Source organism: Siminovitchia sp. FSL H7-0308 (assembly GCF_037980985.1).
Classification (GTDB): domain Bacteria; phylum Bacillota; class Bacilli; order Bacillales; family Bacillaceae_C; genus Siminovitchia; species Siminovitchia thermophila.
On record NZ_CP150282.1, the window covers coordinates 4192720 to 4218708 of the forward strand.

25 protein-coding genes and 1 rRNA gene are annotated in these 25989 nt (G+C 44.3%); 2 read left to right on the top strand and 24 right to left on the bottom strand.

The features are described 5' to 3' along the window. Positions 1-565: 565 nt before the first annotated feature. The 16 genes from MHB50_RS19625 to spoIIE all read right to left on the bottom strand — a co-directional run bounded on the left by MHB50_RS19625 (position 566) and on the right by spoIIE (position 18338). Positions 566-2115 (bottom strand): 16S ribosomal RNA (locus tag MHB50_RS19625). A gap of 305 nt (positions 2116-2420) precedes the next feature. After that, positions 2421-3908 (bottom strand): lysine--tRNA ligase, encoded by a 1488-nt coding sequence (lysS, locus tag MHB50_RS19630; RefSeq protein ID WP_213089110.1) that lies wholly within the window; start codon positions 3906-3908, stop codon positions 2421-2423. Between the two features lie 110 nt (positions 3909-4018). Beyond that, positions 4019-5011, bottom strand: a complete 993-nt coding sequence (gene dusB, locus MHB50_RS19635) for a tRNA dihydrouridine synthase DusB (RefSeq protein ID WP_077111842.1) — start codon at positions 5009-5011, stop codon at positions 4019-4021. 19 nt (positions 5012-5030) lie between these two features. After that, complete coding sequence (locus tag MHB50_RS19640) at positions 5031-5255, bottom strand: helix-turn-helix transcriptional regulator (RefSeq protein WP_077111843.1); 225 nt, start codon at positions 5253-5255, stop codon at positions 5031-5033. After that, positions 5207-5734, bottom strand: coding sequence for a 2-amino-4-hydroxy-6-hydroxymethyldihydropteridine diphosphokinase (gene folK, locus MHB50_RS19645; RefSeq protein ID WP_077111844.1), 528 nt, complete (start codon positions 5732-5734; stop codon positions 5207-5209). Before folK ends, MHB50_RS19640 begins: the two co-directional genes overlap by 49 nt. Beyond that, on the bottom strand, positions 5727-6092 hold the full coding sequence (gene folB, locus MHB50_RS19650; protein ID WP_077111845.1) for a dihydroneopterin aldolase: 366 nt from the start codon (positions 6090-6092) through the stop codon (positions 5727-5729). The genes folK and folB overlap by 8 nt, the downstream gene beginning before the upstream one ends. Then, on the bottom strand, positions 6085-6906 hold the full coding sequence (folP, locus tag MHB50_RS19655; protein WP_077111901.1) for a dihydropteroate synthase: 822 nt from the start codon (positions 6904-6906) through the stop codon (positions 6085-6087). Before folP ends, folB begins: the two co-directional genes overlap by 8 nt. Before the next feature lie 139 nt (positions 6907-7045). Beyond that, entirely contained in the window at positions 7046-7972 is a 927-nt protein-coding gene (cysK, locus tag MHB50_RS19660) for a cysteine synthase A (protein WP_077111846.1), read from the bottom strand. Between the two features lie 113 nt (positions 7973-8085). Further along, the gene (hslO, locus tag MHB50_RS19665; RefSeq protein ID WP_077111847.1) at positions 8086-8967 is read right to left on the bottom strand and encodes an Hsp33 family molecular chaperone HslO; all 882 of its coding nucleotides are present in this window, start codon (positions 8965-8967) and stop codon (positions 8086-8088) included. A 15-nt stretch (positions 8968-8982) separates the two neighbouring features. After that, entirely contained in the window at positions 8983-9753 is a 771-nt protein-coding gene (locus tag MHB50_RS19670; protein WP_171973905.1) for a type III pantothenate kinase, read from the bottom strand. A 220-nt stretch (positions 9754-9973) separates the two neighbouring features. Continuing rightward, positions 9974-11986, bottom strand: coding sequence for an ATP-dependent zinc metalloprotease FtsH (ftsH, locus tag MHB50_RS19675; RefSeq protein WP_077111849.1), 2013 nt, complete (start codon positions 11984-11986; stop codon positions 9974-9976). Between the two features lie 96 nt (positions 11987-12082). Next, complete coding sequence (gene hpt, locus MHB50_RS19680; protein ID WP_339160577.1) at positions 12083-12634, bottom strand: hypoxanthine phosphoribosyltransferase; 552 nt, start codon at positions 12632-12634, stop codon at positions 12083-12085. Then, positions 12624-14069 carry a tRNA lysidine(34) synthetase TilS gene (tilS, locus tag MHB50_RS19685; RefSeq protein ID WP_236017143.1) on the bottom strand — a complete coding sequence of 482 codons (1446 nt, stop codon included), beginning with the start codon at positions 14067-14069 and terminating at the stop codon, positions 12624-12626. Before tilS ends, hpt begins: the two co-directional genes overlap by 11 nt. A 61-nt stretch (positions 14070-14130) precedes the next feature. Continuing rightward, a complete protein-coding gene (locus tag MHB50_RS19690) occupies positions 14131-15063 on the bottom strand; it encodes a protein kinase family protein (protein WP_340085373.1) in 933 nt (310 codons plus the stop codon). Next, entirely contained in the window at positions 15032-15772 is a 741-nt protein-coding gene (locus MHB50_RS19695; protein WP_077111852.1) for a VWA domain-containing protein, read from the bottom strand. Before MHB50_RS19695 ends, MHB50_RS19690 begins: the two co-directional genes overlap by 32 nt. A gap of 76 nt (positions 15773-15848) precedes the next feature. Continuing rightward, entirely contained in the window at positions 15849-18338 is a 2490-nt protein-coding gene (gene spoIIE, locus MHB50_RS19700) for a stage II sporulation protein E (protein ID WP_077111853.1), read from the bottom strand. 314 nt (positions 18339-18652) lie between these two features. Here spoIIE and MHB50_RS19705 point away from each other — a divergent pair, with 314 nt between their 5' ends. Continuing rightward, the gene (locus MHB50_RS19705; RefSeq protein WP_268921005.1) at positions 18653-18775 is read left to right on the top strand and encodes a hypothetical protein; all 123 of its coding nucleotides are present in this window, start codon (positions 18653-18655) and stop codon (positions 18773-18775) included. 164 nt (positions 18776-18939) lie between these two features. After that, positions 18940-19653 (top strand): DUF308 domain-containing protein, encoded by a 714-nt coding sequence (locus MHB50_RS19710; protein ID WP_339160582.1) that lies wholly within the window; start codon positions 18940-18942, stop codon positions 19651-19653. A gap of 269 nt (positions 19654-19922) precedes the next feature. On the opposite strand, the gene MHB50_RS19715 is transcribed toward MHB50_RS19710, so the two are convergent. The 8 genes from MHB50_RS19715 to spoVT all read right to left on the bottom strand — a co-directional run bounded on the left by MHB50_RS19715 (position 19923) and on the right by spoVT (position 25825). Further along, positions 19923-20339: a S1 domain-containing RNA-binding protein gene (locus tag MHB50_RS19715; protein ID WP_077111855.1), complete on the bottom strand. Its 417-nt coding sequence runs from the start codon at positions 20337-20339 to the stop codon at positions 19923-19925. Positions 20340-20416: 77 nt separating this feature from the next. Then, positions 20417-20821 (bottom strand): septum formation initiator family protein, encoded by a 405-nt coding sequence (locus MHB50_RS19720; RefSeq protein ID WP_077111856.1) that lies wholly within the window; start codon positions 20819-20821, stop codon positions 20417-20419. Positions 20822-20838: 17 nt separating this feature from the next. Next, positions 20839-21459, bottom strand: coding sequence for a spore cortex biosynthesis protein YabQ (gene yabQ / locus MHB50_RS19725; protein WP_339160585.1), 621 nt, complete (start codon positions 21457-21459; stop codon positions 20839-20841). Next, positions 21456-21761: a sporulation protein YabP gene (gene yabP, locus MHB50_RS19730; RefSeq protein WP_077111858.1), complete on the bottom strand. Its 306-nt coding sequence runs from the start codon at positions 21759-21761 to the stop codon at positions 21456-21458. The genes yabQ and yabP overlap by 4 nt, the downstream gene beginning before the upstream one ends. A gap of 92 nt (positions 21762-21853) precedes the next feature. Then, positions 21854-22114 (bottom strand): RNA-binding S4 domain-containing protein, encoded by a 261-nt coding sequence (locus MHB50_RS19735; RefSeq protein WP_077111904.1) that lies wholly within the window; start codon positions 22112-22114, stop codon positions 21854-21856. Between the two features lie 14 nt (positions 22115-22128). After that, a complete protein-coding gene (mazG, locus tag MHB50_RS19740) occupies positions 22129-23592 on the bottom strand; it encodes a nucleoside triphosphate pyrophosphohydrolase (RefSeq protein ID WP_339160587.1) in 1464 nt (487 codons plus the stop codon). Beyond that, positions 23589-25190: a polysaccharide biosynthesis protein gene (locus MHB50_RS19745; protein ID WP_171973902.1), complete on the bottom strand. Its 1602-nt coding sequence runs from the start codon at positions 25188-25190 to the stop codon at positions 23589-23591. Before MHB50_RS19745 ends, mazG begins: the two co-directional genes overlap by 4 nt. A 98-nt stretch (positions 25191-25288) precedes the next feature. Next, positions 25289-25825 (bottom strand): stage V sporulation protein T, encoded by a 537-nt coding sequence (gene spoVT, locus MHB50_RS19750; RefSeq protein WP_077111905.1) that lies wholly within the window; start codon positions 25823-25825, stop codon positions 25289-25291. Between the last annotated feature and the right edge of the window lie 164 nt (positions 25826-25989).

Genomic DNA, 25989 nt, shown 5'->3' on the forward strand with positions numbered 1-25989 from the left:
CAACGATTAGCATCGAATCTCTGTGTCAGCTCCCTCATTCACGTCATCACGCACTCGTAGTGCGCTCTGGCGCTCATTCGGTCGCTTCCTTGATCTTCTCGCTTCTCGTTGCCCTTGGTTGAGTGATACTGACACTCAAACCTAAAGGTTTTACACTTCTTATGGTTGCTCCATAATGGATCATCCATAAGGTGAACGATTCTCGGTTTGTTTCTTCTCATGTTATCCGGTTTTCAAAGAACGAAGTTGCTGACTTCCATCACATCATGTGATTCATCAGCGCTAATGCTTCATGCAGCTTTGCGACGAGGTGAAGTTCCTCGAACACGCTGTACCGCAAGAGCACATGTTTTGAGAGTTGTTTCTCATAAAGAGAGAAAGGTTTGACCTCTCAAAACTAAACGAAACGAAAGCGTCAAGTTGTATCTATTTGGAAATGTCCAGTTGCGGCTCCTGGCTGCTCGAGGTCGCTTCGCTTCTTCTGTAAAGTCCTGCGGACTTTTCGTCAGAAGTTCCAGCGCTGGTCGCAGCCGAGCAGTCGCCTCCACATTTCAATTATCCTTAGAAAGGAGGTGATCCAGCCGCACCTTCCGATACGGCTACCTTGTTACGACTTCACCCCAATCATCTGTCCCACCTTCGGCGGCTGGCTCCAAATGGTTACCCCACCGACTTCGGGTGTTACAAACTCTCGTGGTGTGACGGGCGGTGTGTACAAGGCCCGGGAACGTATTCACCGCGGCATGCTGATCCGCGATTACTAGCGATTCCGGCTTCATGCAGGCGAGTTGCAGCCTGCAATCCGAACTGAGAATGGTTTTATGGGATTCGCTCCACCTCGCGGTCTCGCGGCCCTTTGTACCATCCATTGTAGCACGTGTGTAGCCCAGGTCATAAGGGGCATGATGATTTGACGTCATCCCCACCTTCCTCCGGTTTGTCACCGGCAGTCACCTTAGAGTGCCCAACTTAATGCTGGCAACTAAGATCAAGGGTTGCGCTCGTTGCGGGACTTAACCCAACATCTCACGACACGAGCTGACGACAACCATGCACCACCTGTCACCGATGTCCCCGAAGGGAAAACTTTATCTCTAAAGCGGTCATCGGGATGTCAAGACCTGGTAAGGTTCTTCGCGTTGCTTCGAATTAAACCACATGCTCCACCGCTTGTGCGGGCCCCCGTCAATTCCTTTGAGTTTCAGCCTTGCGGCCGTACTCCCCAGGCGGAGTGCTTAATGCGTTTGCTGCAGCACTAAGGGGCGGAAACCCCCTAACACTTAGCACTCATCGTTTACGGCGTGGACTACCAGGGTATCTAATCCTGTTCGCTACCCACGCTTTCGCGCCTCAGCGTCAGTTACAGACCAGAGAGCCGCCTTCGCCACTGGTGTTCCTCCACATCTCTACGCATTTCACCGCTACACGTGGAATTCCGCTCTCCTCTTCTGCACTCAAGCCTCCCAGTTTCCAATGACCCTCCACGGTTGAGCCGTGGGCTTTCACATCAGACTTAAGAAGCCGCCTGCGCGCGCTTTACGCCCAATAATTCCGGACAACGCTTGCCACCTACGTATTACCGCGGCTGCTGGCACGTAGTTAGCCGTGGCTTTCTGGTCAGGTACCGTCAACGCACCGGCAGTTACTCCGATGCGGGTTCTTCCCTGATAACAGAGTTTTACGATCCGAAGACCTTCATCACTCACGCGGCGTTGCTCCGTCAGACTTGCGTCCATTGCGGAAGATTCCCTACTGCTGCCTCCCGTAGGAGTCTGGGCCGTGTCTCAGTCCCAGTGTGGCCGATCACCCTCTCAGGTCGGCTACGCATCGTTGCCTTGGTAGGCCGTTACCCCACCAACTAGCTAATGCGCCGCGGGCCCATCTGTAAGTGACAGCAGAGCCGTCTTTTATCCTTTCTCCATGCGGAAAAAGAAATTATCCGGTATTAGCCCCGGTTTCCCGGAGTTATCCCAGTCTTACAGGCAGGTTGCCCACGTGTTACTCACCCGTCCGCCGCTGACTAAAAAGGAGCAAGCTCCTATTAGTCCGCTCGACTTGCATGTATTAGGCACGCCGCCAGCGTTCGTCCTGAGCCAGGATCAAACTCTCATGTAAAAGTTTGGTTAGCTCATAATTAAAGCTGACTAATCAATTATTGATTGACGTTTCGTTTCGTTCAGTTTTCAAAGATCAAACTTGGCGCCGCTCTTTTGAGCGACTTTATTAGTATATCAATCTGACGAGAAGATGTCAACAACTTTTTAAAATCTTTTTTATCGCGACGCTCTCGCTCGTTCAGACAACGATTATTAATATAACACCTTTTCACTTGCTTGGCAATAGGTTTTTTGAAATTTTATTTTAAAAATGATATGAAGAGGAAAGAACCCTAACGTATAGGGTTCTTTCACAAGGCCATCTTAATCTCTCTGTCTCATTAAAGGGAAGAGCAGAACATCTCTGATAGAGGGAGAGTTCGTTAATAGCATGACCAGCCGATCAATTCCTATTCCGAGACCACCTGTCGGCGGCATTCCATATTCAAGCGCTTCTAGGAAGTCTTCATCCATTTCATGCGCTTCATCATTTCCAAGTTCACGCTCCTGAAGCTGAGCTTCAAACCGCTGCCGTTGATCAATCGGATCATTCAGCTCTGTAAAGGCATTTGCATGTTCACGGCCTACGATAAATAATTCAAAGCGGTCTGTAAATCTCGGGTCTTCTTCGTTTTTCTTCGCAAGTGGTGAAATTTCTACCGGATGCCCGTATATAAATGTTGGTTGGATTAATTTTTCTTCTACGAGTTGCTCGAAAAATTCATTGACAATATGCCCATAAGTCATATGATCCGTAATTTCCACATTATGCTCTTTTGCAAGTCGAATGGCTTCCTCATCCGTCATTTCACGCCAAAAATCCACGCCTGTATATTCTTTGACCGCATCCACCATATGGAGACGCCGCCATTTCGGTTCCAAATTTACATCGTGATCGCCGTATTTTATGGATACTGTTCCCAAAACTTCCTTGGCGATAGAGGCAATCATATTTTCAGTAAGCTCCATAATATCATTGAAGTCGGCATACGCTTCGTATAATTCTATCATCGTAAACTCCGGGTTATGCCTTGTAGAAATTCCTTCATTCCGAAATACCCGGCCAATTTCATATACTTTTTCCATTCCGCCGACAATAAGGCGCTTTAAGTGAAGTTCAATAGCGATCCTTAAGTAAAAAGGCATGTCCAGTGCGTTATGATGTGTTTTAAAAGGACGTGCCGCTGCTCCGCCTGCTATGGCATGAAGCATAGGCGTCTCCACTTCCAAGAACCCTTGACCATCTAAATAGCGCCGCATCGCCTGAATGATCTTACTTCTGGCAATAAATGTTTCTTTGCTTTCTTCATTGGTGATTAAATCTAGATAACGCTGGCGGTACCGCTGTTCCACGTCTTTTAAGCCATGGAATTTTTCAGGAAGCGGGCGGAGCGCTTTTGTTAGGAATATAAATTGCTGTGCTTTAATCGACAACTCGCCAACTTTTGTTTTAAATACAGTGCCAGTTACGCCAACAATATCACCAAGGTCGGCAGATAAAAATAGATCGTATTGTTCTTCTCCTACCGCATCTTTTCGTACATATATTTGAATTTGTCCGGCAAGATCTTGAATATGTGCAAAGCCTGCTTTTCCTTTTCCGCGCTTTGTCATAATGCGGCCGGCAATCGTAACCGACTTGGCAAGCTCGTCCAGCTCTTCTTTCGTTTTTTCCCCATATAATTCTATAACTTCGTCTGTCAGCCCCGTACGCTCAAATCGTTTGCCAAACGGATCTATTCCTTTTTCCCGCAAAGCGCCCATTTTATCGCGCCGGACTTGAATTTGATCATTCAACTCTTCATGGCTCATTTTTTCCACTCCATTCTCCATAATACCCTCATTTTACATAAAATTAATGTCAGGAACACCCTCTATGAAAAAAACTGCCATTAGCTGGCAGTAAAAATAAGGTCCATTCTTTATCCCGCTTTTCTCTCTCTGCCTTCCACTTCGTCCACAAGTGTGTCAAGCAAGCGGACAAGCTCGTCTCTTTTATTGCATTCATTTACTGCATTTCTCACTTTGCCGCTCCCACGGATGCCTTTCAGATACCACGCAGCGTGTTTGCGCATTTCCCGCACTGCTACCTCTTCTCCTTTTAACGCTATCAGGCGATCGAGATGGAGTTTGCATACATCAATCTTTTCTTTAACCGTCGGATCTCCCATAAGTTCGCCCGTTTCCAAATACTTGACCGTCCGGTATATCATCCAGGGATTACCCAATGCCGCGCGGCCGATCATAACCCCGTCCACTCCAGTCTCTTCCAACATTCTCTTGGCATCTTGCGGGGTTTTTACATCTCCGTTTCCAATCAACGGAATGTTAATGGACTGCTTCACTTCTCGTATAATGTCCCAATTCGCTTCCCCTTCGTACATTTGAACGCGGGTTCGCCCATGCATGGATACGGCGGCGCCCCCTGCCCGCTCGACGGCTTGGGCATTTTCCACGGCAAAAATATGTTCATCATCCCAGCCGATCCGCATCTTTACTGTAACAGGTTTTTCAACTGCATCTACTACGGCTGCAACCATATCATAAATTTTATTGGGTTCCAAAAGCCATCTGGCTCCTGCTTCGCAACGAATAATTTTATTGACGGGGCATCCCATATTGATGTCGATAATATCCGCATTCGTATTTTTATCAACAAATTTGGCTGCTTCAACAAGGGTTTCTTTCTCACCGCCAAATATTTGCAGGGATAGCGGCTTTTCCCTTTCATCAATATAAAGCATATTCATCGTTTTTTCATTTTTAAATACAATTCCTTTGTCACTGATCATTTCAGCGCAAACAAGTCCGGCTCCAAATTCTTTCACCGTCAGACGAAAAGCGGAGTTACAAACTCCTGCCATTGGTGCCAGCACAACAGGATTCTTCATTTTAATATTTCCAATCTTTAACATTACATACATCCTCCTTTCTTTAGTTTTCATCGCCCAATTCATCTGGAGGCGTTAATTCCTCGACAGAAACGTTCAGTAACTCTGAAATTTGGACAAGTATATGATCGGAAGGCAAACGGCTGCCTCTTTCAATTTCTCCCAATACCGAAACGGAAACACCGATATCTTTCGCAAGACCCTCTTGCGTGTAACCTTTTAATTTTCGAAAAGCGCGGATGCGCCTTCCCCATTTATCTGTTTCCATAAGCGAACACCTTCTTTGTCAGGTATTTCGTCCAATCGTTTAGCTAAAGAAACATCGTTGTTTGGAAGTTCTAATGTTCCATCAATCTCCAATAACGGAACGAGGACAAATGCTCTTTCCGTCATTCGAGGGTGAGGGATTTGTAAAACCTCCATCTCAATATTTTCGGTATTATATAATAAAATGTCAAGGTCGATTTTTCTGGGACCCCATTTGTATTTACGCACCCGTCCCAGCGTTTTCTCTATGAAAAGACACTTGGATAACAACTCCTCTGGCGAAAGGGACGTCGCGATTTTGACGGCCATGTTTAAAAAAGGGGCTTGGTCTGTGTAGCCAACCGGATCGGTTTCATAGATGGAAGAAACTTGCTTAACACAAATGCCTTCCGTATTCTTTAATTCCCTTACAGCATCCAGAAGGAATTTTTCCCTTTCACCTATATTTGAACCCAAGGATAAATAAGCGATGTTATCCATGGCGCCTCCTTGTAATTTCCACGGCAACTGATTCGTAAATCCCCGGGATGGGCGGATTTGGCTTGATGACTTTAATAGTTGTGCTATGCGCCATTGTGAAACTGTCCAGGATTGCAGCAGCAATCTGTTCCGCAACAGCTTCAATTAATTGGTATCGTTTGCCTTCCACAATCTCCTTGCACAAGTCATATACTTCAGCATAATTAATCGTTTTTTCCAAAGCGTCCGACAATCCAGCGGGCTGCAAGTCCGTTTCAATCACCACGCTGACCCTAAATCGCTGTCCAAGCTTGGCTTCCTCCGGAAAAACACCATGGTATCCATAAAGCTCCATTTCATTCATGAAGATTTTATCCATTCCACTCTCCCTTTCCGACAAGTGCGTCCATCATGGCCGCCATCCGGCTCATCTCTTTTACATCATGAACCCGCATGATGTGGCACCCTTTTTGAATTCCGTAACAAACTGTAGCGCCCGTTCCTTCCATACGTTCCCCTACAGGCAGATCTAAAACCGTTCCGATCATCCGTTTACGCGAAGTTCCAAGGAGAACAGGAAAGCCGAGGCCAACAAGCTTATCCAAATTGCGCATCATTTCTATATTTTCGTGGATGTCTTTGGCAAATCCGATCCCCGGATCAAGAATAATGTGCGAGTCAGGGACCCCCGCTTTTTTAGCAATAGAAATACTTTCATAAATGTCGGTCAAAACATCTCTTACAAAGTTTGTATATTGTCGATTGTCCCGGTTATGCATCAAGATGATCGGGACATTTTCTTCAGCAGCAACCGCCGCTATTTCCGGGTCCTTTTTGGCTCCCCATATATCATTGATCATATGAGCGCCAGCCAGAACAGCCGCTTGAGCTGTTTCCGCTTTGTACGTATCAATTGAAACTGGAACTGGAACACTTGAAGCAATAGCTGTAACGGTCGGTATGACACGCGAAATTTCTTCCTCTGCGGAAACAGGTTCATGACCCGGACGCGTCGATTCCCCGCCAATGTCGATGATATCGGCACCGTTCCTTACCATTTCCTTGGCATGCTCTACCGCCAAGGTGGAATTCTCATAGCGGCCGCCATCCGAAAACGAATCCGGCGTTACATTTAATATTCCCATTATGTATGTTTTTTTTGTAAAATCCAGTGTATATGGTCCACATTCCATCACTGCCACTCACATCCCCTTGGTTAACTGTCTCATTTTAGTTTACCGTTTTATTTGTAAAATGAAAAATAAAAGACAAGCCCATTTGGGCTTGCCGGATGTCATTATAAAAAATGTATTCTAGTTCCTATTCGAAGTATTAATCTTCAAATTGATAAAGAGCCGTACTCAAATAGCGCTCGCCATTACTTGGAATAATCGCTAACACTTTCTTGCCCTTTCCAAGTTTCTTAGCCACGGACAAAGCAGCTGAAATGGCTGCCCCTGAAGAAATCCCGCCAAGAATTCCTTCCTCTTTAGCTGCTCTCCTTGCCTGTTCAAATGCTTCTTCCGTCGTCACTTGAATGATTTCTTCATAAACTTCCGTATTAAGAATAGATGGAACAAAACCGGCTCCGATCCCTTGAATTTTATGCGGGCCAGGCTTTCCACCCGATAAAACTGGTGAATCTTTCGGTTCAACAGCATAAATTTTAATGTCGGGGTATTTTTCTTTCAGGACTTCTCCGGCTCCTGTAATCGTTCCGCCCGTTCCTATTCCGGAAATGAATGCGTCCAACTGATCTCCCATTTGCTCCACAATTTCTTTTCCGGTAGTTTCTCTGTGAACTTTTGGATTTGCTTCGTTTTCAAATTGTTGCGGTAAGAAGTAGCCATGTTCTTTTGCAAGCTCGAAAGCTTTTGTTATCGCTCCGTTCATGCCCTCCGCTCCGGGAGTCAATACGAGTTCCGCACCGTATGCGCGCAACAAGTTGCGCCGCTCTAAACTCATCGTATCCGGCATGACAAGAATGGCCTTATATCCTTTGGCGGCCGCCACCATCGCCAAGCCAATTCCTGTATTGCCGCTTGTCGGCTCGATGAGTGTATCTCCTTCTTTTAATTTCCCTTGGGCTTCAGCTTCTTCAATCATCGCTAAAGCAATCCGGTCTTTCACACTGCTTCCCGGGTTCATATATTCCAATTTCAAGTAAACTTCTGCGCTGTCTTCTTCAACTATTCGATTTAGCTTGACGATCGGGGTGTTGCCAATAAGTTCCGTAATCGAGTTCGCTATTTGCGCCATTTCTCTCCACCTCTAATTCCGAGTAATTGTATTGGTTTATTTAAACTTACCATGTTGTTTCCCCAGTGTCAATGATGACATGCGCCTTTTCACCTATGCTTCAAGAAGTTTTCTTATTTCGTTGCCTCATGTAAAATGTCTTCCAAATCGGCTTTTGTAAAATGGTATTCGGCGTTGCAAAAATGGCATTGTGTATCCGCTTTGCCGTCTTCCTCTATCATATCTTGTATTTCCTCTTTACCGAGGCTGATAATTGCCCGGGCGAACCGCTCTTTAGAGCAATTGCATTCAAATTGAATGGGCAATTTTTCAAGGACTTTAACATGTTCTTTGCCAATTAAGCGAAAAAGTAATTCCTCGGGGGTCAATCCCTGTTGAATCAATTTGGAAACAGGAGGAGTTTGTTGGAGCCGCTCCTCAAGCTCTGAAATAATCTCTTCATCCGTTCCGGGCATCAACTGGATAATGAAGCCGCCAGCAGCCAAAATGGAGTTGTCGGGATTCACAAGAACACCCACTCCGACAGAAGAAGGAGTTTGTTCCGACGTGGCAAAATAATAAGTAAAATCCTCTCCAAGCTCCCCTGAAACGAGCGGCACCTGACCGGAAAAATGATCACGCAGCCCGATATCCTTTACAACCGTAAGTGTCCCGCTTGTTCCCACGGCGCGGCGAACATCCAGCTTGCCCAGCTCGTTTAAGTCAAAGTGGATTTGCGGGTTTGCCACATAGCCCCTTACATGGCCCTTTGCATTAGCATCAATGATGATGGGTCCAAGCGGGCCATCACCTTCCACCTTGATGGTCAGCTTCTCTTCCCCTTTTAACATTGTTCCCATCATCACTCCGGCAGTCATTGCCCGCCCTAGCGCTGCTGAAGCGGTTGGCCACGTATGATGCCGGGATTGGGCTTCGTTGACTGTTTCCGTACTGGCAGCAGCATAAGCCCTTACTTGACCATCATAAGCCAAGGCTTTCACGACATAGTCATTCATGAGAAGCTCTCCTTTTCAATCCAATAAATTTCTTTTGTAAATGAGATGTAAACCTTTTAAGGTTAAATCATGGTCAATGATATCGATCATATTCGTTTCTGAAGCAATTAGATTTGCCAATCCGCCAGTAGCAATGACCGTTGGCCTCTTTTTACTTTTCTCAATAATCCGCTTAACGATACCCTCTACTTGTCCAACAAAACCAAAAAGAATCCCTGCCTGCATCGCTGCGACGGTGTTTTTCCCAATGATTTCATCAACATGGGTAATTTCAATTCTGGGAAGCTTTGCGGCTTTCGAATACAAGGCCTCAGTCGAGATTCCTATGCCGGGGGCAATCACCCCGCCCGTATATTCAGCTTTATCATTAATATAGCAAAAGGTCGTGGCTGTTCCGAAATCCACAATTACAAGCGGACTGCCGTACACGTGAATTCCGGCAACGGCATTGACAATCCGGTCCGCTCCAACCTCCCGGGGATTTTCGTATTTAATGTTCAGGCCTGTTTTAATACCCGGGCCGACGATTAACGGTTTGACATTAAAATACTTTTCGCACATTTTCTCCAAAGTAAACATGAGTGGCGGTACTACGGATGAAATAATAATACCGTTAATATGCTCAAAACGAAGGCCGACATGTTCAAATAAAGACTTGATGACCATGCCGACTTCGTCTTCTGTTTTATGGCGGCTTGTTTCTATTCGCCAATGATATTTTAAATGGTCGTTTTCATAAACGCCAAGGACAGTATTCGTATTTCCCACATCCAAGACAAAAATCAACACTCTCACCACTTTTATGACAGACTTTTTTCTCACACATCATACCATAATTGTGATTTGGATGTAGATAGAGAATCACATTTTTCAGAAAAAAACTTCCCCTCTTACATTTCCGATCACATCCGCTCATCATGGTGATGAGAGTTGCTTTGGGCTCAACACGAATACGACCACTCGTTGCACAAAAAGACACCGAACCCAATCGGTGTCTTTTGTATTATTAGTCATCTTTGCGTGATGGTGGATCTTTAGGATCATTATGATCAGGCGGAGCAATCGGATCATCCGGCCGTTGTTCCTCAATGGCCAATGAATCCGTTGAATCGTCTTTCGGCTGGATCGTCACTTTTGGCTCCTCGCCTTCGGATTCAACTTTCTGGTCATCACTTTCCGGATCAATTGTCTTTTTCGTTGCTTCAGGCAATTTTCCGGTATCAAACAAGCTCCTGATTTGTTCCGCATCAAGCGTTTCTACTTTCAATAACGTTTGTGCGATCAGCTCAAGCTTATCTCGATGCTCAGTGAGAATGGCTCGCGCCCGCTCGTAGCATTCTTTAATAATCCTTTGAATTTCCTTATCAATTTCATAAGCGATTTCATCAGAATAGTTTTGCTCATTATGCAAATCACGACCAAGGAACACTTGGCCTTGCGGCTGGCCGAATTGAAGGGGGCCAAGCTTTTCGCTCATCCCAAATTCAGTGACCATCCGGCGGGCAATGTTCGTGGCACGTTGAAAGTCGTTATGCGCTCCTGTAGAAACTTCTCCGAACACAATTTCTTCCGCCACACGTCCGCCTAACAAGCCGACGATCTTATCTAAAAGTTCCGGTTTCGTCATAAAGTAACGATCTTCCTTCGGCAGCATAACCGCATAGCCGCCCGCTTGGCCTCGAGGTACAATGGTCACTTTATGGACCATCTCCGCTTCATCAAGGACAAGACCGATCACCGTATGGCCGCCTTCATGATACGCCACAATGTTTCGCTCTTTTTCCGAAATCACCCTGCTCTTTTTAGCAGGTCCGGCTATGACGCGGTCCGTTGCTTCATCCACATCGGTCATGTCAATTTTCTTCTTGTTGCGCCGTGCGGCTATAAGCGCAGCCTCGTTAAGCAGGTTTTCCAGATCGGCACCTGAAAACCCGGGTGTCCGCATGGCAATTGCTTTTAGATCAACCGAATCATCTAAAGGCTTATTGCGGGCATGGACTTTAAGTACAGCTTCCCGGCCGTTCACATCAGGGCGGTCTACCGTAATTTGCCGGTCAAAACGTCCTGGCCGGAGTAAAGCTGGATCCAGGATATCCGGCCGGTTCGTCGCTGCAATGATGATAATTCCTTCATTTGCGCCAAAACCGTCCATTTCAACGAGTAATTGGTTGAGCGTCTGCTCCCGTTCATCATGGCCGCCGCCTAGTCCGGCGCCACGCTGACGTCCGACAGCGTCAATTTCGTCGATGAAAATCATACAAGGTGCATTTTTCTTCGCATTTTCAAATAAATCACGTACACGGGACGCACCAACCCCGACAAACATTTCAACAAAATCAGATCCACTGATGGAGAAAAAAGGAACTCCCGCTTCTCCGGCAACTGCCCTTGCAAGAAGCGTTTTACCTGTTCCCGGCGGTCCTACAAGCAAAATCCCTTTTGGGATACGGGCTCCCAGTTCCGAGAACTTGCGCGGATCTTTTAAGAAATCAACAACCTCAACAAGCTCTTGCTTCTCTTCGTCGGCCCCAGCAACATCCTTAAAACGGACTTTCTTCTTTTCTTCCGTGTAAAGCCTTGCCTTGCTTTTCCCAAAATTCATTACACGGCTTCCCCCGCCTTGCGCTTGGTTGAGAAGGAAGAAGAACAAAATAAAGATGATGATAAATGGAATAATCGTCGTAAAGAACGAGACCCATCCGCTCGTTTCCTTGGCAGGCAATACTTCAACGTTGGCCGCTGCTTTATCAATGCGGTCAAGCATAGCCGGGCTGTTCATCACATACGTCGTGAACTGTTTATCTTTTTCAGTGCCTTTTAAATGGCCGATTATTTCATAAACGCCTCTTTCAGGCTGGATGGAAAACTTATCTATGTCCCCGTTTTCTAAATGATTGACAAATTTGTTATACGATATATTTTCTGTCGTCTCATTGGTATTGTTGAACCAACTGACAATTCCAATCAGAACGAGAAAGATGAGTAAATAAAAGATCGTATTTTTAAAGATCCGGTTCATCCCTAGCCTCCTCCCACGGTAAAAAAACTATATTCAATAGTATCATAGACATTTCAGACTTTACAACCACATTGGCTCGCCAAATTGCATCCTTATTCATTCTTTAACATTATTGCCATATACCTCTCTTTTCAAAACCCCTATATAAGGAAGGTTCCGGTATTTCTCTGCATAATCGAGTCCATAGCCGACAACAAACGAGTTTGGAACAACAAAACCAACGTAATCTGCATGTATGTCTGCTTTGCGGCCCGATGGCTTATCTAATAAAGTGACAATTTTGATCGAGTTTGCCTTTCTGTACCTGAATAGTTCCACAAGATAACTCAATGTCAATCCACTGTCAATAATATCTTCAATAATTAAAATATCCCTGCCTTCAACGGGTGTGTTCAAGTCTTTCAAGATTTTTACTTCTCCGGAAGAAGTGGTCGATCTGCCATAACTGGACACGTCCATAAAGTCCATCTCCAAATATGTATCCACTCTTTTTAACAGGTCCGCCATAAATGGCATAGCCCCTTTTAACACACCGATGGCCAACGGAAAACGGCCATCATACTCTTTTGTCAGTTGACTGGCAATTTCTTTAATTTTCGCCTCAATTTCTTCTTCGGTAATGAGTATTTTTTCAATGTCATTTTTCATGTACTTTGCTGCCTCCCAGGCTTTTTGCAATGCATATGTAATAGGATTCGTTCATTTGAGGAGAGAGATCATAGCAAGATTTTTTCACTCCGGGCACCCATAAAATACGGCCTGCGGCATCCGAGACAATCGGCCAACTGTCCCGCTTTGCCAAGGGAACCTTTTCATCAATAAAAATATCTTTGATTTTTTTGCTCCCATTCATGCCTTTCAGTCTCATTCGATCACCGGGAACCCGTGTCCTGACCATGAGCGGAAGTTGGATAGAAGCCGGATCCAGAATGACAAAGTCGTCCTTTTCCTGAGTACGCTGGCCGCTGACTTTATCCAATTGAATGGTGAATTGGCTCGGGATGTAAACCTTATCCCCGGCATGTAGATGATAGTGATATTCCAAGGGCAGTTCCTTTTTGTCAAATGTAAACCGGCACTTTTCGTAAGACCGGATGATATGCAACCCAAGGGGAAGTTGTAGCGTTGCAGATGGGTGATCTCCTTTTAATAAACGGTCTATTGACGATAAATGGCGAGTTGTAATCAGGCCGATTTTTTTCTTGTAAAGATAGCTTAATATTAGATGAATACCTCTTCTTTGTAAAGGCAAAGGCACTTTTAAAAAAGCAGGAATATTGACAAGAATTTCTCTTTTATCTTTTTTTAAAACGGTCTCCATTTCCCGTTTTGCAAGCTCTTCCAGAAATTTCTCATCTTGTAACACTTCTTCGCTGAATCGCTGAAAATGTTCATGCGCTTTTTCGTTTTCTCTTTTCAAAACGGGGAGCACATCCAGTCGAAAGCGGTTCCTCGTATAATCGGGGTGGTTATTGCTTGGGTCCCTCCTGGGCTCCAACTGGTAAAAAATACAATATTCTTCAATTTGTTCTTTCGTTACACCGAGGAGCGGACGTATGAGCATTCCCGGCGAAAAGGGGCGCATAGCTTGAATCCCTGCGCGAGCTTTGCCGCTGCTTCCCCGTGTCAATCGCATCAAAATGGTTTCCATCTGATCGTCAGCATGTTGTCCAACAGCCAACTTATTGGCCTGGATTTGCTTCATGACATCCGCCAAAAACAGATAACGATATTTCCTGGCCGTCTCTTGCATGCCTGCGCGATCTTGCTCCATTTTTTGTTTAATATCGATAGAGGCTGAAAAAAAAGGGATGTTGTTCTTTTCGCAATACGAGCGCACATATTCAAGGTCCGCCTTGGATTCCTTGCCGCGAAGCATATGGTCTACATGGGTTGCTGCAAGTTCAATTTGAAACTTGTTTCTTCTTTTTACCAAAAAGTGAAGGAGCGCCATCGAATCGGGACCGCCCGAAACAGCAGCACACACTTTGTCACCATATGTGATCAATCCATGTTTTTCAATAAAAGCGAGCGTTTTCCTTTCAAATTCCAGCATATTACCTATTCCCTTATTTAGATTCAAAAAACAATTCCCTCTGCACATAGTTTAACACTTTTGGCCAAAATAAGGTATGAAACTGCTGTTATAATAAAAATAAATATATGTACAATCCGTAGAGAAAAGAAGTGACAAAAATAACTGCCGCTGTCTCCATGAGGGAGCCCTTTTTTCGACTTCTCTTCTGTTTGACACGCCTGTTTTTCATGGCGGTCCGGCTCATGATGGATAACATTTCCTTCTTCATTTGTTCGGCTGACGCATATTGCCCCGTTAATGCTTTTTCCAATATCTCTTGGTAGCGGGACAGTTCCGCCGACTTTTGAATGTATGCTCTTAGCTGGTGAATCCCGCCGCTATTTTTCTGGAAGCGATTTGGGTAAAATAAATTAATCATCACCATCGCTGTTGAAAAAAGATCGTAAGACGGTTCGGCCTTTCTTGATCCCAGACCCCAATATCCCCGGTCAAAAAATTCAGTGAACTCTTTTACAGCACGCCCCCTTCTAGTCGTTCCTCCAACATCGATACAGCGGATTTTTACCGGGTTGACGGATACGATTAAATTTTCCGGTTTTATATCACAAAAGATCCAACCTAGACGATGCAGCTGCTCCAAATGATGCAGTAGTTGAACAATCATCACGCCTGCCCAAGAAGTCCCCTTTTGCCGAATAAATGATAGCAAATTTGGGCCGTTTATGTATTCCATCGCATAAAAAGGAATGCTTTTTTCACGCGGCTGTTCCCAATCATCAACATCCAAAAGGGAAGGTCCAAGGACAGATCCCTGGACCTTTGCAAGTTCCTTTAAGACATTGACCTCCGATATGATTGACATACTATCGTCACTCATCTTTATGGCGGTATAACCGCCTGCGCCTTCAGCAAGATAGACAATTCCGTTGGCACCGCTCCCCAGTTTTTTTATAATGACGTATCTGTTGTGATGCCACTTCCCTCGTATGACCGTGCCCGGAAGGACATTACATCGATTCGTCCAGGATTTGTTCGTCATCATCTCTGGCGAACAGCCCCCTTAATGAGCGTTTTTTCTTGAACATGCCAATCGCTTCTCGGACGGCTGGACCTGTGGGTGTGATGCCGCCAGCCGTTAATTTTGGAAACACACTCGTCAGCGCATCCAGCTTTGGCGTCCAATCCACCAATTGTTCTGTGTCAACTCGTTTCCCGGGAAATATACAGACAGAAAATTGATTATTTCCTGTCCGGGCATTCAAACTTAAAGATAAATCGAGCAGTGCTTCCTTTACGGTTGGCAATTTGAATTTCATGCTTGCACTCGTATCAATAAGAACAGCCACTTGCAGTTCGGCAGTTTCACCAAGCTCATCAACCACATCCATGACTTCTCCTCTTTGCTCCGGAGGAAGCTCTTCAAGGGAAGTTTCTTTGCTCAATATTTGTCGCAGTTCCCGATTTACTACTCCTTGCAATGTTTGTGTCATCGCTTTTCTTGTTACCATTTGAACGGTTTCGGATAGGTTTTCCGAATAAACGATTTGGCTGATGCCCCCACCTGCTTGGGCAATGCCTTCAATTTCCGTAATCCCTTTTTCATCGATCGAGTCATTTTCAAGCACGCCGATCACATTGACAGTGATCCCATGCTCTTGGGCCAAGGCTGCCATGGCAACCGGATCCTCGCCCTTATTGGAACAGCCGTCCGTGATCAAAAGTATTTGTTTTAAAGTGCCTGCTTTCACAATTATTACCTCCATTTTCGGCTCTTATCATGCCTGATAACTTTTACCAGCGTCGCCGGAAATAGGGGTTTTTATACTAGCTGACACTTGAAATCTTTCTTGTTGCCTTGTTGATTGGAATGGCTGCCCATTTTGGTGTGTTATGCTTAATTTTTGCAGTGATAATCGTCATATCATCCGGAATGGCACCGGAGCGGGTTCTGATCACCTCTTCCATGATTAAATCTGCAATTGCCTGCGGTTCATCAGTCTGGATCTCCCGCAACTTCCTTTTCATCCATAATTCATAATTTTCTACATGCTTTGGCCCTTCAAAGACACCATCACTCATCATGACGAGCAAGTCGCCCGGCTTCAATTGTTCATTGACAATATCAACATCAAAGTCATCCAGAATCCCTATCGGCAAGTTCCCGGCCTCTATTTTTTTAATTTTATTCCCCCTTTTGACAAAGCTTGGAGCAGAACCTACTTTAATGAATTTTGCTTCTATCGTCTGTAAGTCGATCATGGCCAAATCAAGAGTGGAAAACATTTCGTCATCTGTCCGTAAAGAAAGGACAGAGTTGATTGATTTGATCGCCACTTTTTCTTCGATTCCGGACTGCAATATCTTTTGAAGTAATTTCAATGTTTCATTGCTTTCCTGATGGGCTCTTTCGCCATTGCCCATTCCATCGCTGATCGCAAGGGCAAATTTTCCCGAACCAAGCTCAATTGTTGAGTAGCTGTCTCCTGATAAGAACCCACCGCCCTTTGCCGCATGGGCCACACCAGTTTCAACCGCATAGGCTTTTGCGGACCTAAGCGTTACGTAATGAAACCCTTGCGGGAAGTCAGCCGTTTCCCGATGTTTCACGATAATGGTCTCGTTAAAAATATCTGACAAAAGTGGGGCGATGATTTTCTCCGCCTCCCCGTTTCCGTACCAGCCGGGGATCATAAGATCAATATCAATCCCACCCGGTTCCAAACTGTATATTTCAACTTGTTCAATATCGATCCCAAAGTCCTGAAGAGATTCCAAAAGAAGTTCTTCCTGTCGATGATGATTGTTTTGCTCGCGTTTCATCTCTTTTGCAAAATCAATCATCACCTCTGAAACGCCCATTAGCTGCTCGGCCACAAGCTTCCGGCTCTCCTGCACCTGCTTTTGCAACCTCTTATTCGCTTGATAAAACACAAGTTCCTGATGGATCACATCCCTTACCTTTCCAGCCTTGCTGCAATGCTTTTCCAGCGGCCGATACACTTGTACGGGGATAAAACCGGTTTTATCGTCCATTTCATGCATAACTTGCTTCATTAATTCATATGTTTTATCAAACTGCGCTCCCCAGCATTGGGATTTTTTATGACAAGTTTGGCATGTCTTTTCTGTCACCTTGCTTAAAAACAGGTCATACTCTTGTTCTTCCTTTTCAGGATCAGCCCATTTCTCGGGTTGCGAAAAACTGGTTGACAGCGCTTTGAACACAGAGGAAAATTGCTCCACCCTGCGAACAGTTATGTCCCTTACCTTTCGGGCGTATTGTTGTTGATGAAGCGCATGTTCCGCAGTACCGGGGATATGGCGCGCCAATCGTTCTGTGAAAGGCAAAGGGGTTAAAAATAACAACAGCACAGCTAGAATGGACTCATACATGGAAATGCTTAACGCGCCTCCTTGGCTTCCGTACATTCCTAGAAGCAACGTGGCAATCATGAGACCAATGGCGGTTCCAGCCCGTTTCCCTTCCTTCAAAAGGCCGCCGAGCAGACCGGCAAAAGCAAGCAAACTCATCTGATAAAAGCTGGACATGTCCGCCAAGCTGAAAATCAGCCCTGTTACAACACCGACGGTCGATCCTACCGCTGCCCCCGCGGTAAAAGCAAAAACCAAAACAAGATAACGCGACATAATATGTTCAATGGACAAGTCATATATCGTCCAGCCAATCGTCCCGGTCATCACAGAAGCAAGCATAATCATCAAGCTGATCACTTCTTCCGTTTTTAAAGCTTTCGTCTTCCTTAGTGTCGTCAAAAATGGAATGCTTTGCATGAATATAAAAACGAGCACAAAGGCTAATCCCGCTTCCACGCCAGCCATCATGAGATCATAATTTTGTAAAATTTGTCCGTTCTGGAAATATGTAACTGAGCATTTGATCAAAAAAGAAATACAGAACACATAGTAAGGAACAGCCTTTATAGGTGCTTCGTGGATTTTTTCCATCATTCTGAATGAAATTAAAAATAGAATACTTGCTGTAAAAATAAAGATCACATTGCTGAGGGATATGGTCAATGCCCCGGCCATCAATCCCAGCAGGACAAGCGGCGATCTTCGCCTTCGCAACATATAGGCACAAGCGAAAAACGGGAGGGCAAATGGGCTGAGCTGCGATAATATTAAAGCTCGTCCAAGCAAAAAGCCGACCAGCACCATAGCAATCCCTTTATCCAAAAAAACGTATTCCAGCTTTTTCCGAACATTTCTTAGTCCTTTAAAAAGATCGAAGTCCGCTTTCTCCAATTCCATATTTCCAACAGTTCCGATCAGCATCTGTTCTCCCTTACCCATCTTCATCTCCCCCGATTCCAAATATTGAAGCCCATTATATAGCGGCGATGAATAAAAGTTTGTCATTTTTATGGATAACAAAGACAGAATCGTTCGACTCTTTCAGATACAAATATCCGACATTATAAAAAACCCTTTTGTCTTCTTAATGGCGCGGTTTTTTGGCTGATTTTCCCATCAAGTTTCATACGATCCTTCCGTTGTTCCGCCAAAATATGTTGTACTTTTGCCGATAATGAACACGAATTATTAAAAATAAGCAAGAAAGCAAGACAACCTTTGCCGAGTGAGATAAAGAGGAGTCGAAACAGGTTATGGAACGTAGCCGCTCACCTGGACTTCACGCCGGCATTCCACCGCCAGGCTTTCTTCAAGGGTTAAAAGGCATGATCGCAACACATGAAAGTGAATGGTCGTGGGTGAATGGGCATTGGTGAATGGATTTGAGTGGAACATATTCCAGTGTCAAAACCTATCCTCAGAATGAAAACATTTAAAAAATTTCTGGAGCATGGGGATCCAATATCGATTGGATTGAAACTCTTCGCTTTCATGTTCGTATAAGTTACTAAGATGGAAAGTGACAAGGGGATTGAAAATATTGCGAGATACAAGAGAAACAGTGATCAGTATGTCTATGGCGGAAAAGATCATATGGTACGTTATTTTCTCTGTCGGAGGTATGACGTTAGGCTATTTTTTCACTAGAATTGTACATTGGCTGATAGATTTAGAATGGTTTATGAAATGGATCGGTGATTCTAATACATTTGTGTTCCTGATGAACCTTCTTGAAAAAATACAAAGCTTTACGGGAGATTGGTCCAGTGTATTGCTGTCCGTCATAGGTTTATTATGTGGTTTGTTTCTTGTTCATTGGCTAATGGAACAGAACATTTCAATTAAGATGACAGATGCAACAGTCACTGTTCAAAATAAGTTACTGAATATGGAAATCCTTCGAAAAGACATCCAGCATGTTTTCCTTGATAATGGAGAATTGGTTATTGTCGGATTTTCGGGACATGAACTTTTACGTGAGCCGCATGATACGAGCAAACACAAGATTGAACAAGCTTTTAACAAGCATGGCTATCCTTGGAGAAGTGAGGGAGATCCGTATAAAGATCACTATCAATTATGGTTTGAGGATTCTCCAGATTTATTAATACCTGAAAACGCGCTTATGAAAGCGAGAGAAAAAGCGATTGAAAACGACGATGAAGAAGCAATGAGAGATTTGAAAAGTGAGCTGGCAAAACTAAATATCGTTGTTCGCGATGAAGATGGTTTACAATACTGGCGCAATGTTTGAGGAAGATATCGTAGATGAGCGCTTGATAAAATCAAGCGGGAGCATCCGATCAGAACCGTTGCCGTTTCTCCTTCAATTGATCGGCCAAAATGGATTGGAATGGCTTGAACAATATTCATTAGCGGAACAGGGATAACAAAAAACCCCATGGATATTATTTACATAGATCATGCTTCGCTCCAATATTTACCATAAAAAAATAGGAGGATCTCCAAGAGATTCTCCCATTTAACGTCCGTACCTGCTATATGGAAAGTGACAGCAAGTTATTAGCCACGCCTTGAGCCACGGCCGCCCCGTTTGGACTCAGTATGGCGTTTTAACGATGATAAACGATCTTCACTTTCTTTCAAAAAGCGATTCATTTTTTGTTCAAAACTTTCTTTGGTGCGAAAATCATTCATCCTGCCATGACGCGGGCGTTGACCGGAGTGAGATTGTGACTGGGGCTGATCTTTCGCTTTGCGGATAGATAATCCAATCTTTCCGTCCTTCTCAACATTTAAAACCCTGACAAGTACTTCATCACCGACTTTTAAATGCTCATTAATGTCCTTCACATAATTATCGGCCACTTCACTTATGTGGACAAGTCCGGTTGAGCCTTCGGGCAACTCCACAAAAGCCCCAAAATGAGTAATGCCTGTTACCTTACCTTGTAACTTGCTGCCTACCTCGATCGACATAAAAAAATTTTTCCTCCTTAAAGTGTATAAAAAAATAAAGCTTTACTTTATATTATAGCTAACTGCAAAAAAAAGTGTCAATATGAGCTCTTTTTCTCTTTTTCTTTCTTTTCGGAATTTGGGATATTAAAGATGATTTCTCCTTTATCAGAGAGGAAGTATTCGCTTCTGGCGAGCTTGGCAATATATTCGTCATCATTCAATTTGGCAATTTCATTTTCAAGTATGAGTTGCTCTTTTTCCAACTTGGCCAATTTTTCTTCCATTTGCACCTTTTCCATTTTTTTTTCCGCTAAACTTTCTTCTCGTGACATCAGCGTAGAAATTAATAAGGCGCTGACTGCGATGGCCATGACAAAGAAAACGGTAAGCCGCCGAAACAATAACTTTCTCCTTCTAGCTGCCGAACGGGCTGCAACCTCCTGCTGTTTTGTATAACTGTTTTCAAGAGAAGCAATAGCCTGTCTTTGCTTGGTTCCCATCCTGTCTCTGTCGCCTCCTATCTCTTTCTACGAAGAAATTCTATGATTTTACTTACTTTATTCTTCGTGTTTTGAAAAAACCCTTCTAAAGAGCTTCCCATTTTCACGACAAACTTTTCCACTTTTTTTGGAACGATCATCTTTCCGATCCATAATATTGGTCGAAAGACAGTCGTTACCAACCATTTTAACACTTTCCCAACTGTTTTTACAAGCGCTAATCCAACTGAAAGGAGAGAGATCACGATATATTTGATCAGTAAAAACAGGCCCCTGACCGGTTGATAGATGAGGAGATGAACAAGCTTTTTTATGATGTGAACGGCTGCTTTGACAAGGCGAATGACCCATTCAAGCAAACGTTCATAACTCTGCTTGAACAAAGCCTGGTAAGCGGCAAACCCAAGACAAAGGGCGAGGAGCAAATAAATCCTCAATTCACCCGAATTGACCAAAAAAAGAATGTAAAAAATAAGGATGCCTTGAATAAACCAAAATAGCAAATCATTAATAAATACGATCCAACGCTTGCGGTTTACACGGTTTAAAAAGCGCTGGTACGTATCAAGCATGGCTCCAAATAGACTTCCCATGACAATCATGGCAAGTAATGTTTGGAATTGGACGGATAAACTCATTTGAATAACTTGCCAAAGAACCCTTTAGCTTTTCCTCCGTCGTGATCATCAAGATATACGATGTCATACACTTTGCCCTTGATGGATACGACCCCTTTGGTCACATCGAGATTTTTCATTTGCAAGTTTTGACCCCGAATGGCCAGAAATCCCATGACGGTTTCCAGCAAAAATTCCTCATTATCAAAGCTTTCAACTTGCTTTACACCCGTTATATCAATCAATCTGCGGCCGCGCATAATCAAATCATGCTCTGGAGCCGGCTTCGTTCCGGTTTGCGTTGAATCATAATATTGGCTCATCTTCATCCCCTCTTTTTCATACCGTTTGTGATAAATGTATGTATCGGGGGAATGAAATAGAACAAGCCTTCTTTCCAGTTTCTACAGGTTTTTTATTGTTCCAGCCGTTCTTCATTTACCAATGTGTACATGGCGGCGGCATCTTCTTTTTTCGTAGAATCCTTTAATTCTTTCACTTTGACAGTGACAAGCTTCTGCCCGAAACGGATCGTCAGTTCATCACCCGCTTTTACGCTTGAACTTGCTTTTGCCTGCTGATCATTGATGTGGATCCTGCCCTTATCGGCCATTTCTTTCGCTACAGGCCTTCTTTTGATAAGTCGGGAAACTTTAAGAAATTTATCTAAACGCATCTCGGTCAAACCATTCACCTGCCTTGTTTTTTGGCTTCATCCCAATACTGGTCAAGTTGTTCGAGTGATACATCACTATGTGGACGCCCGCTCTCTTTCACTTTGGACTCCACATACGTAAACCGGCGATAAAACTTTTCGTTTGCCTGCTGAAGGGCTTCTTCCGGATGAATGCCGGCCAGCCTTGCTGCATTGACAACCGCAAAAAGCACATCTCCCATTTCATCAAGCTGAGCCTCTTTGTTTTCTTTCGCCAATTCATCCGCAAATTCCTGCACTTCTTCCTTTACTTTTGTTAAGGCATCTTCAGCACATTCCCAGTCAAAACCGATTTTTGCTGCCAGTTTTTGATATGTATAAGCGCGAAGCAAGGCGGGAATTCCCTTTTCAGCATGATCGAGCAAGGAAGCCCCTTCGTCCTGAGCGTTTTTTTCAGCAGCTTTAATTTGCTCCCAGTTGGCTGCAACAGCTTCAGATGTTTCTGCGTGGACATGACCAAAGACATGTGGATGGCGGCGAATCATTTTCTTGGAAATACTTTCAATGACATCTTCAATGGAAAACATTCCATCATCTTCCCCTATTTGAGCATGCAGCATCACTTGGAGCAATACATCACCAAGTTCCTCCACCATGTCATCTATATGATCGCGGTCAATCGCATCGAGCAGTTCATATGCTTCTTCAATCAAGTATTTCTTTAAAGACTTGTTTGTCTGCTTTTTATCCCATGGACAGCCATTTGGACCTCGAAGTTCGGCTATTATCTCCCTTAATGACGAAAATTCTTTTAATGTTTCCTCCCGGCACGTCAGCGGAGGGACATAAAGACTCGTCAAGTTGTCCACGGCTGCCTGCCTGTCCAATTCGTAAAGAGGAATCTCTTTGAGACTTTCCCGGCTGCTGCCCCCTGCTGTAACAATAATCACGCTATGATCATCCGGGTATTTTTCCATAAGGGTCAGTTTAACTTCGGAAGCAACGAACTGGTCGTATACTTGAGCGATGATGACATGCTGCCCGATGTTAATATCATCCCGGCGAAGCATTGTCGCATCAAGCAACTGAAATCCTGTAATCGGGTCGATTTTAACAGCTGAAAAAAGGCTATCAAGAAAGCTTTGCCCGCCGCCGATCGTAATTTGAATCCCTTGTTGCGGACCGTTTTGAAGCAACATTTGGACAGTCTTTTCGGCCACAAGCGGATGTCCCGGCACAGCATACACCAGTTCTTTTTTCCGGGCTTCATCCAGCAGCTTTTCGGTGATTTCTTCATAAACCGCCTCAAAGGTGTCATGTTTTTCATATACGTCATCAAATGCTTGAAAAACGATTCCTTCCGCTTTCAATTCATTTACAACGGGATGCTCCTTTGTTCGAAAGAAAAGCCGGTCTGTTTCTTTCAACTTTTTATAGACACCGAGCGGAAGCTGGTCAAGCTCTCCCGCTCCCAAGCCAACGACAAATATTTCGTTCATTTCCTTCTCCCTTCTTCTGTTGTTCTCCATCGGAAAGCAGTTGCTTTCGCATAAAACGGAACATGCTTTAATTCCTCATTGTCGAACAGGTTACTGTAAAGTAAAAACGATATATAAATGAATCCGCCGACTAACACTCCGCCAAGTGCCGCTACAGTACTCCACAGCCTTCCTTCAAGCCCACATACTTCAAAAAGAAACAGCCATACCTGAAGTACAGCGGTCATGGCGGTACAGGCCATCAACAATCGGGGCAAGGTTTTGAATATGACCATGTGTACAGGAAACCGTTTTTTTAACTCGTTTAACAGTAAAATGAAAATGACGCCCATCCCTATATTGGTAGCCAAAGCGGCGCCAAATGCTCCATATTGTGGAACAAGCCATGTGTTTAATACATATTTGCACGCAATTCCTACGAGTAAATACTTTGCCGGAACGAGCGCCGCTCCCATCCCTTGCAATATTCCGGTAAACGTCATAACCATAGATGCGAAGAAAATGGCGGCGGCAAGTATACCAAGTGTTAAGGAGCCATCCTGGTTTTTAAAAAGCATCATGTTGGTTGGCTTAATAATGTTCATTAACCCGATTGCCGCCCCTGCCCCTATAACAGCACTCAGTTTTATAGTTGATTCCATCTTTTTTTGGAGGATTCCTATATTTCCTTGGGACCAGGCGGCGGCTATGGCTGGAACAAGGGCTAACGACATTGCCCCTACGATAGTCGTTCCAAGCTGTATAAGCGGCTGCCCCCGGTCAAAAACGCCTTTTAACACTTTTGCATCCACACTCTCCATACCGGAATGGAGCAAAAGAGAATACATATTCAACGAATCAACAAGTTGAAATAAAATAAGCAGAAGGCCGCTAAAACAAATCGCCGTCCCGTGTACAAGAACCAATTTTCCCACCGCAACAAACTCATGAAAAGGAAGGCGGACGGCATTTATGAAGATTCTGATGTTCCTTCCGGCAAATATAGCCAGTAAGACAGCACCCGCCGCACTTCCTACAACTGCGCCTGCCCAAGTACCCCGCCCCACTTCATAAAAGGAATATCCTTTATCCACTAAAAGAAAGGAGATGAGTAAAATGGCCGCGACCCGGAAGACCTGCTCTATCACCTGGGCTAAAGCAGTTGGCACCATATTGCCGTTCCCTTGAAATATCCCCCGCCACAGAGACAGAAAGGGAAGCAGCAAAAAAGGAAACGCGGTTACTTGAATAACGGGTCCCAACAGAGGATCGCCCATCCAGCGAGCAATCATATTTGCGCCAAAGAAAAAAAAGGAAAACAAGCCGAGTCCCACAAACATTAAAACGATAAATGCGGCTTGAAGCTTATTTATGACACTTTGTTTATTTTGCTGATCTTTTGCAGCGACTATTCTTGAAATAATAACAGGAAAGCCGGTTGAAGCAAGCACATAAGCGATTCCGTATAGTGGGTAAACTTGCTGGTAAATATAAAAACCCGTGTCACCAACGATATTCTGAAAAGGGACGCGGTACACGGCACTCAATATTTTAATAAACAGCGCTGCTGCCGCCAATATAAAGGCGCCTTTGATAAATGGTCTCGTTTCTTCTGGCAAGCTACCTCTCGCCTTTCTACAAAAAATCTCCATTTATTATAGCATAAGAAAAAGGCTTGGCGGACGCCAAGCCCTCTTCCAATATTGTTTTATGAGCATTACGATTCCATTTGTCGAGCCAAAAAGCTGGCTGCCGTTTCGGCAGATTTTTGTTCAATTTCACCGATTACCTTATCTTTGGAAAAAATAATTACAGCGCCGATCGGATCGCCCCCCGCTATAATAGGGGCAATCGTATAAGAGGAAAGTTCTTCCTCATGCCCCTCGACAAGCGAAACGGAGCCCGGATTCGTTTCCAGTTTGGCCGAACGGTTCGCCATAGCCTCTTCAATCATATCGCTATTATTTTTATTCATATAGTCCTTTTTCGGCCCGCCGGCGACCGCAATAACTGCATCCCGGTCACAAATAAGGACGGGGCTCCCCAGGCTGTCAAATAAAGCTTCTCCGTATTCTTTTGCAAAATCGCCCAATTCGTTAATCGGGGAATATTTCTTTAGGATAACTTCCCCTTCGCGATCCACAAATATTTCCAGCGGATCACCTTCCCTGATTCGCAATGTTCTGCGGATTTCTTTTGGTATGACTACTCTTCCCAAATCATCAATACGACGAACAATACCTGTTGCCTTCATCATAGTTGCCTCTCTTTCATCAGATGACTGAGTTTTTTAAGTAAATGCTACTTTGTATAGGTTCCCACAAAAACGTTTTTCAATTCATTTCCATATGTGATTGAAAATAGTATCTTTCAAAATCAGGGTTTTATTCAAATGATGTGCATTTTTTGGATCAATTT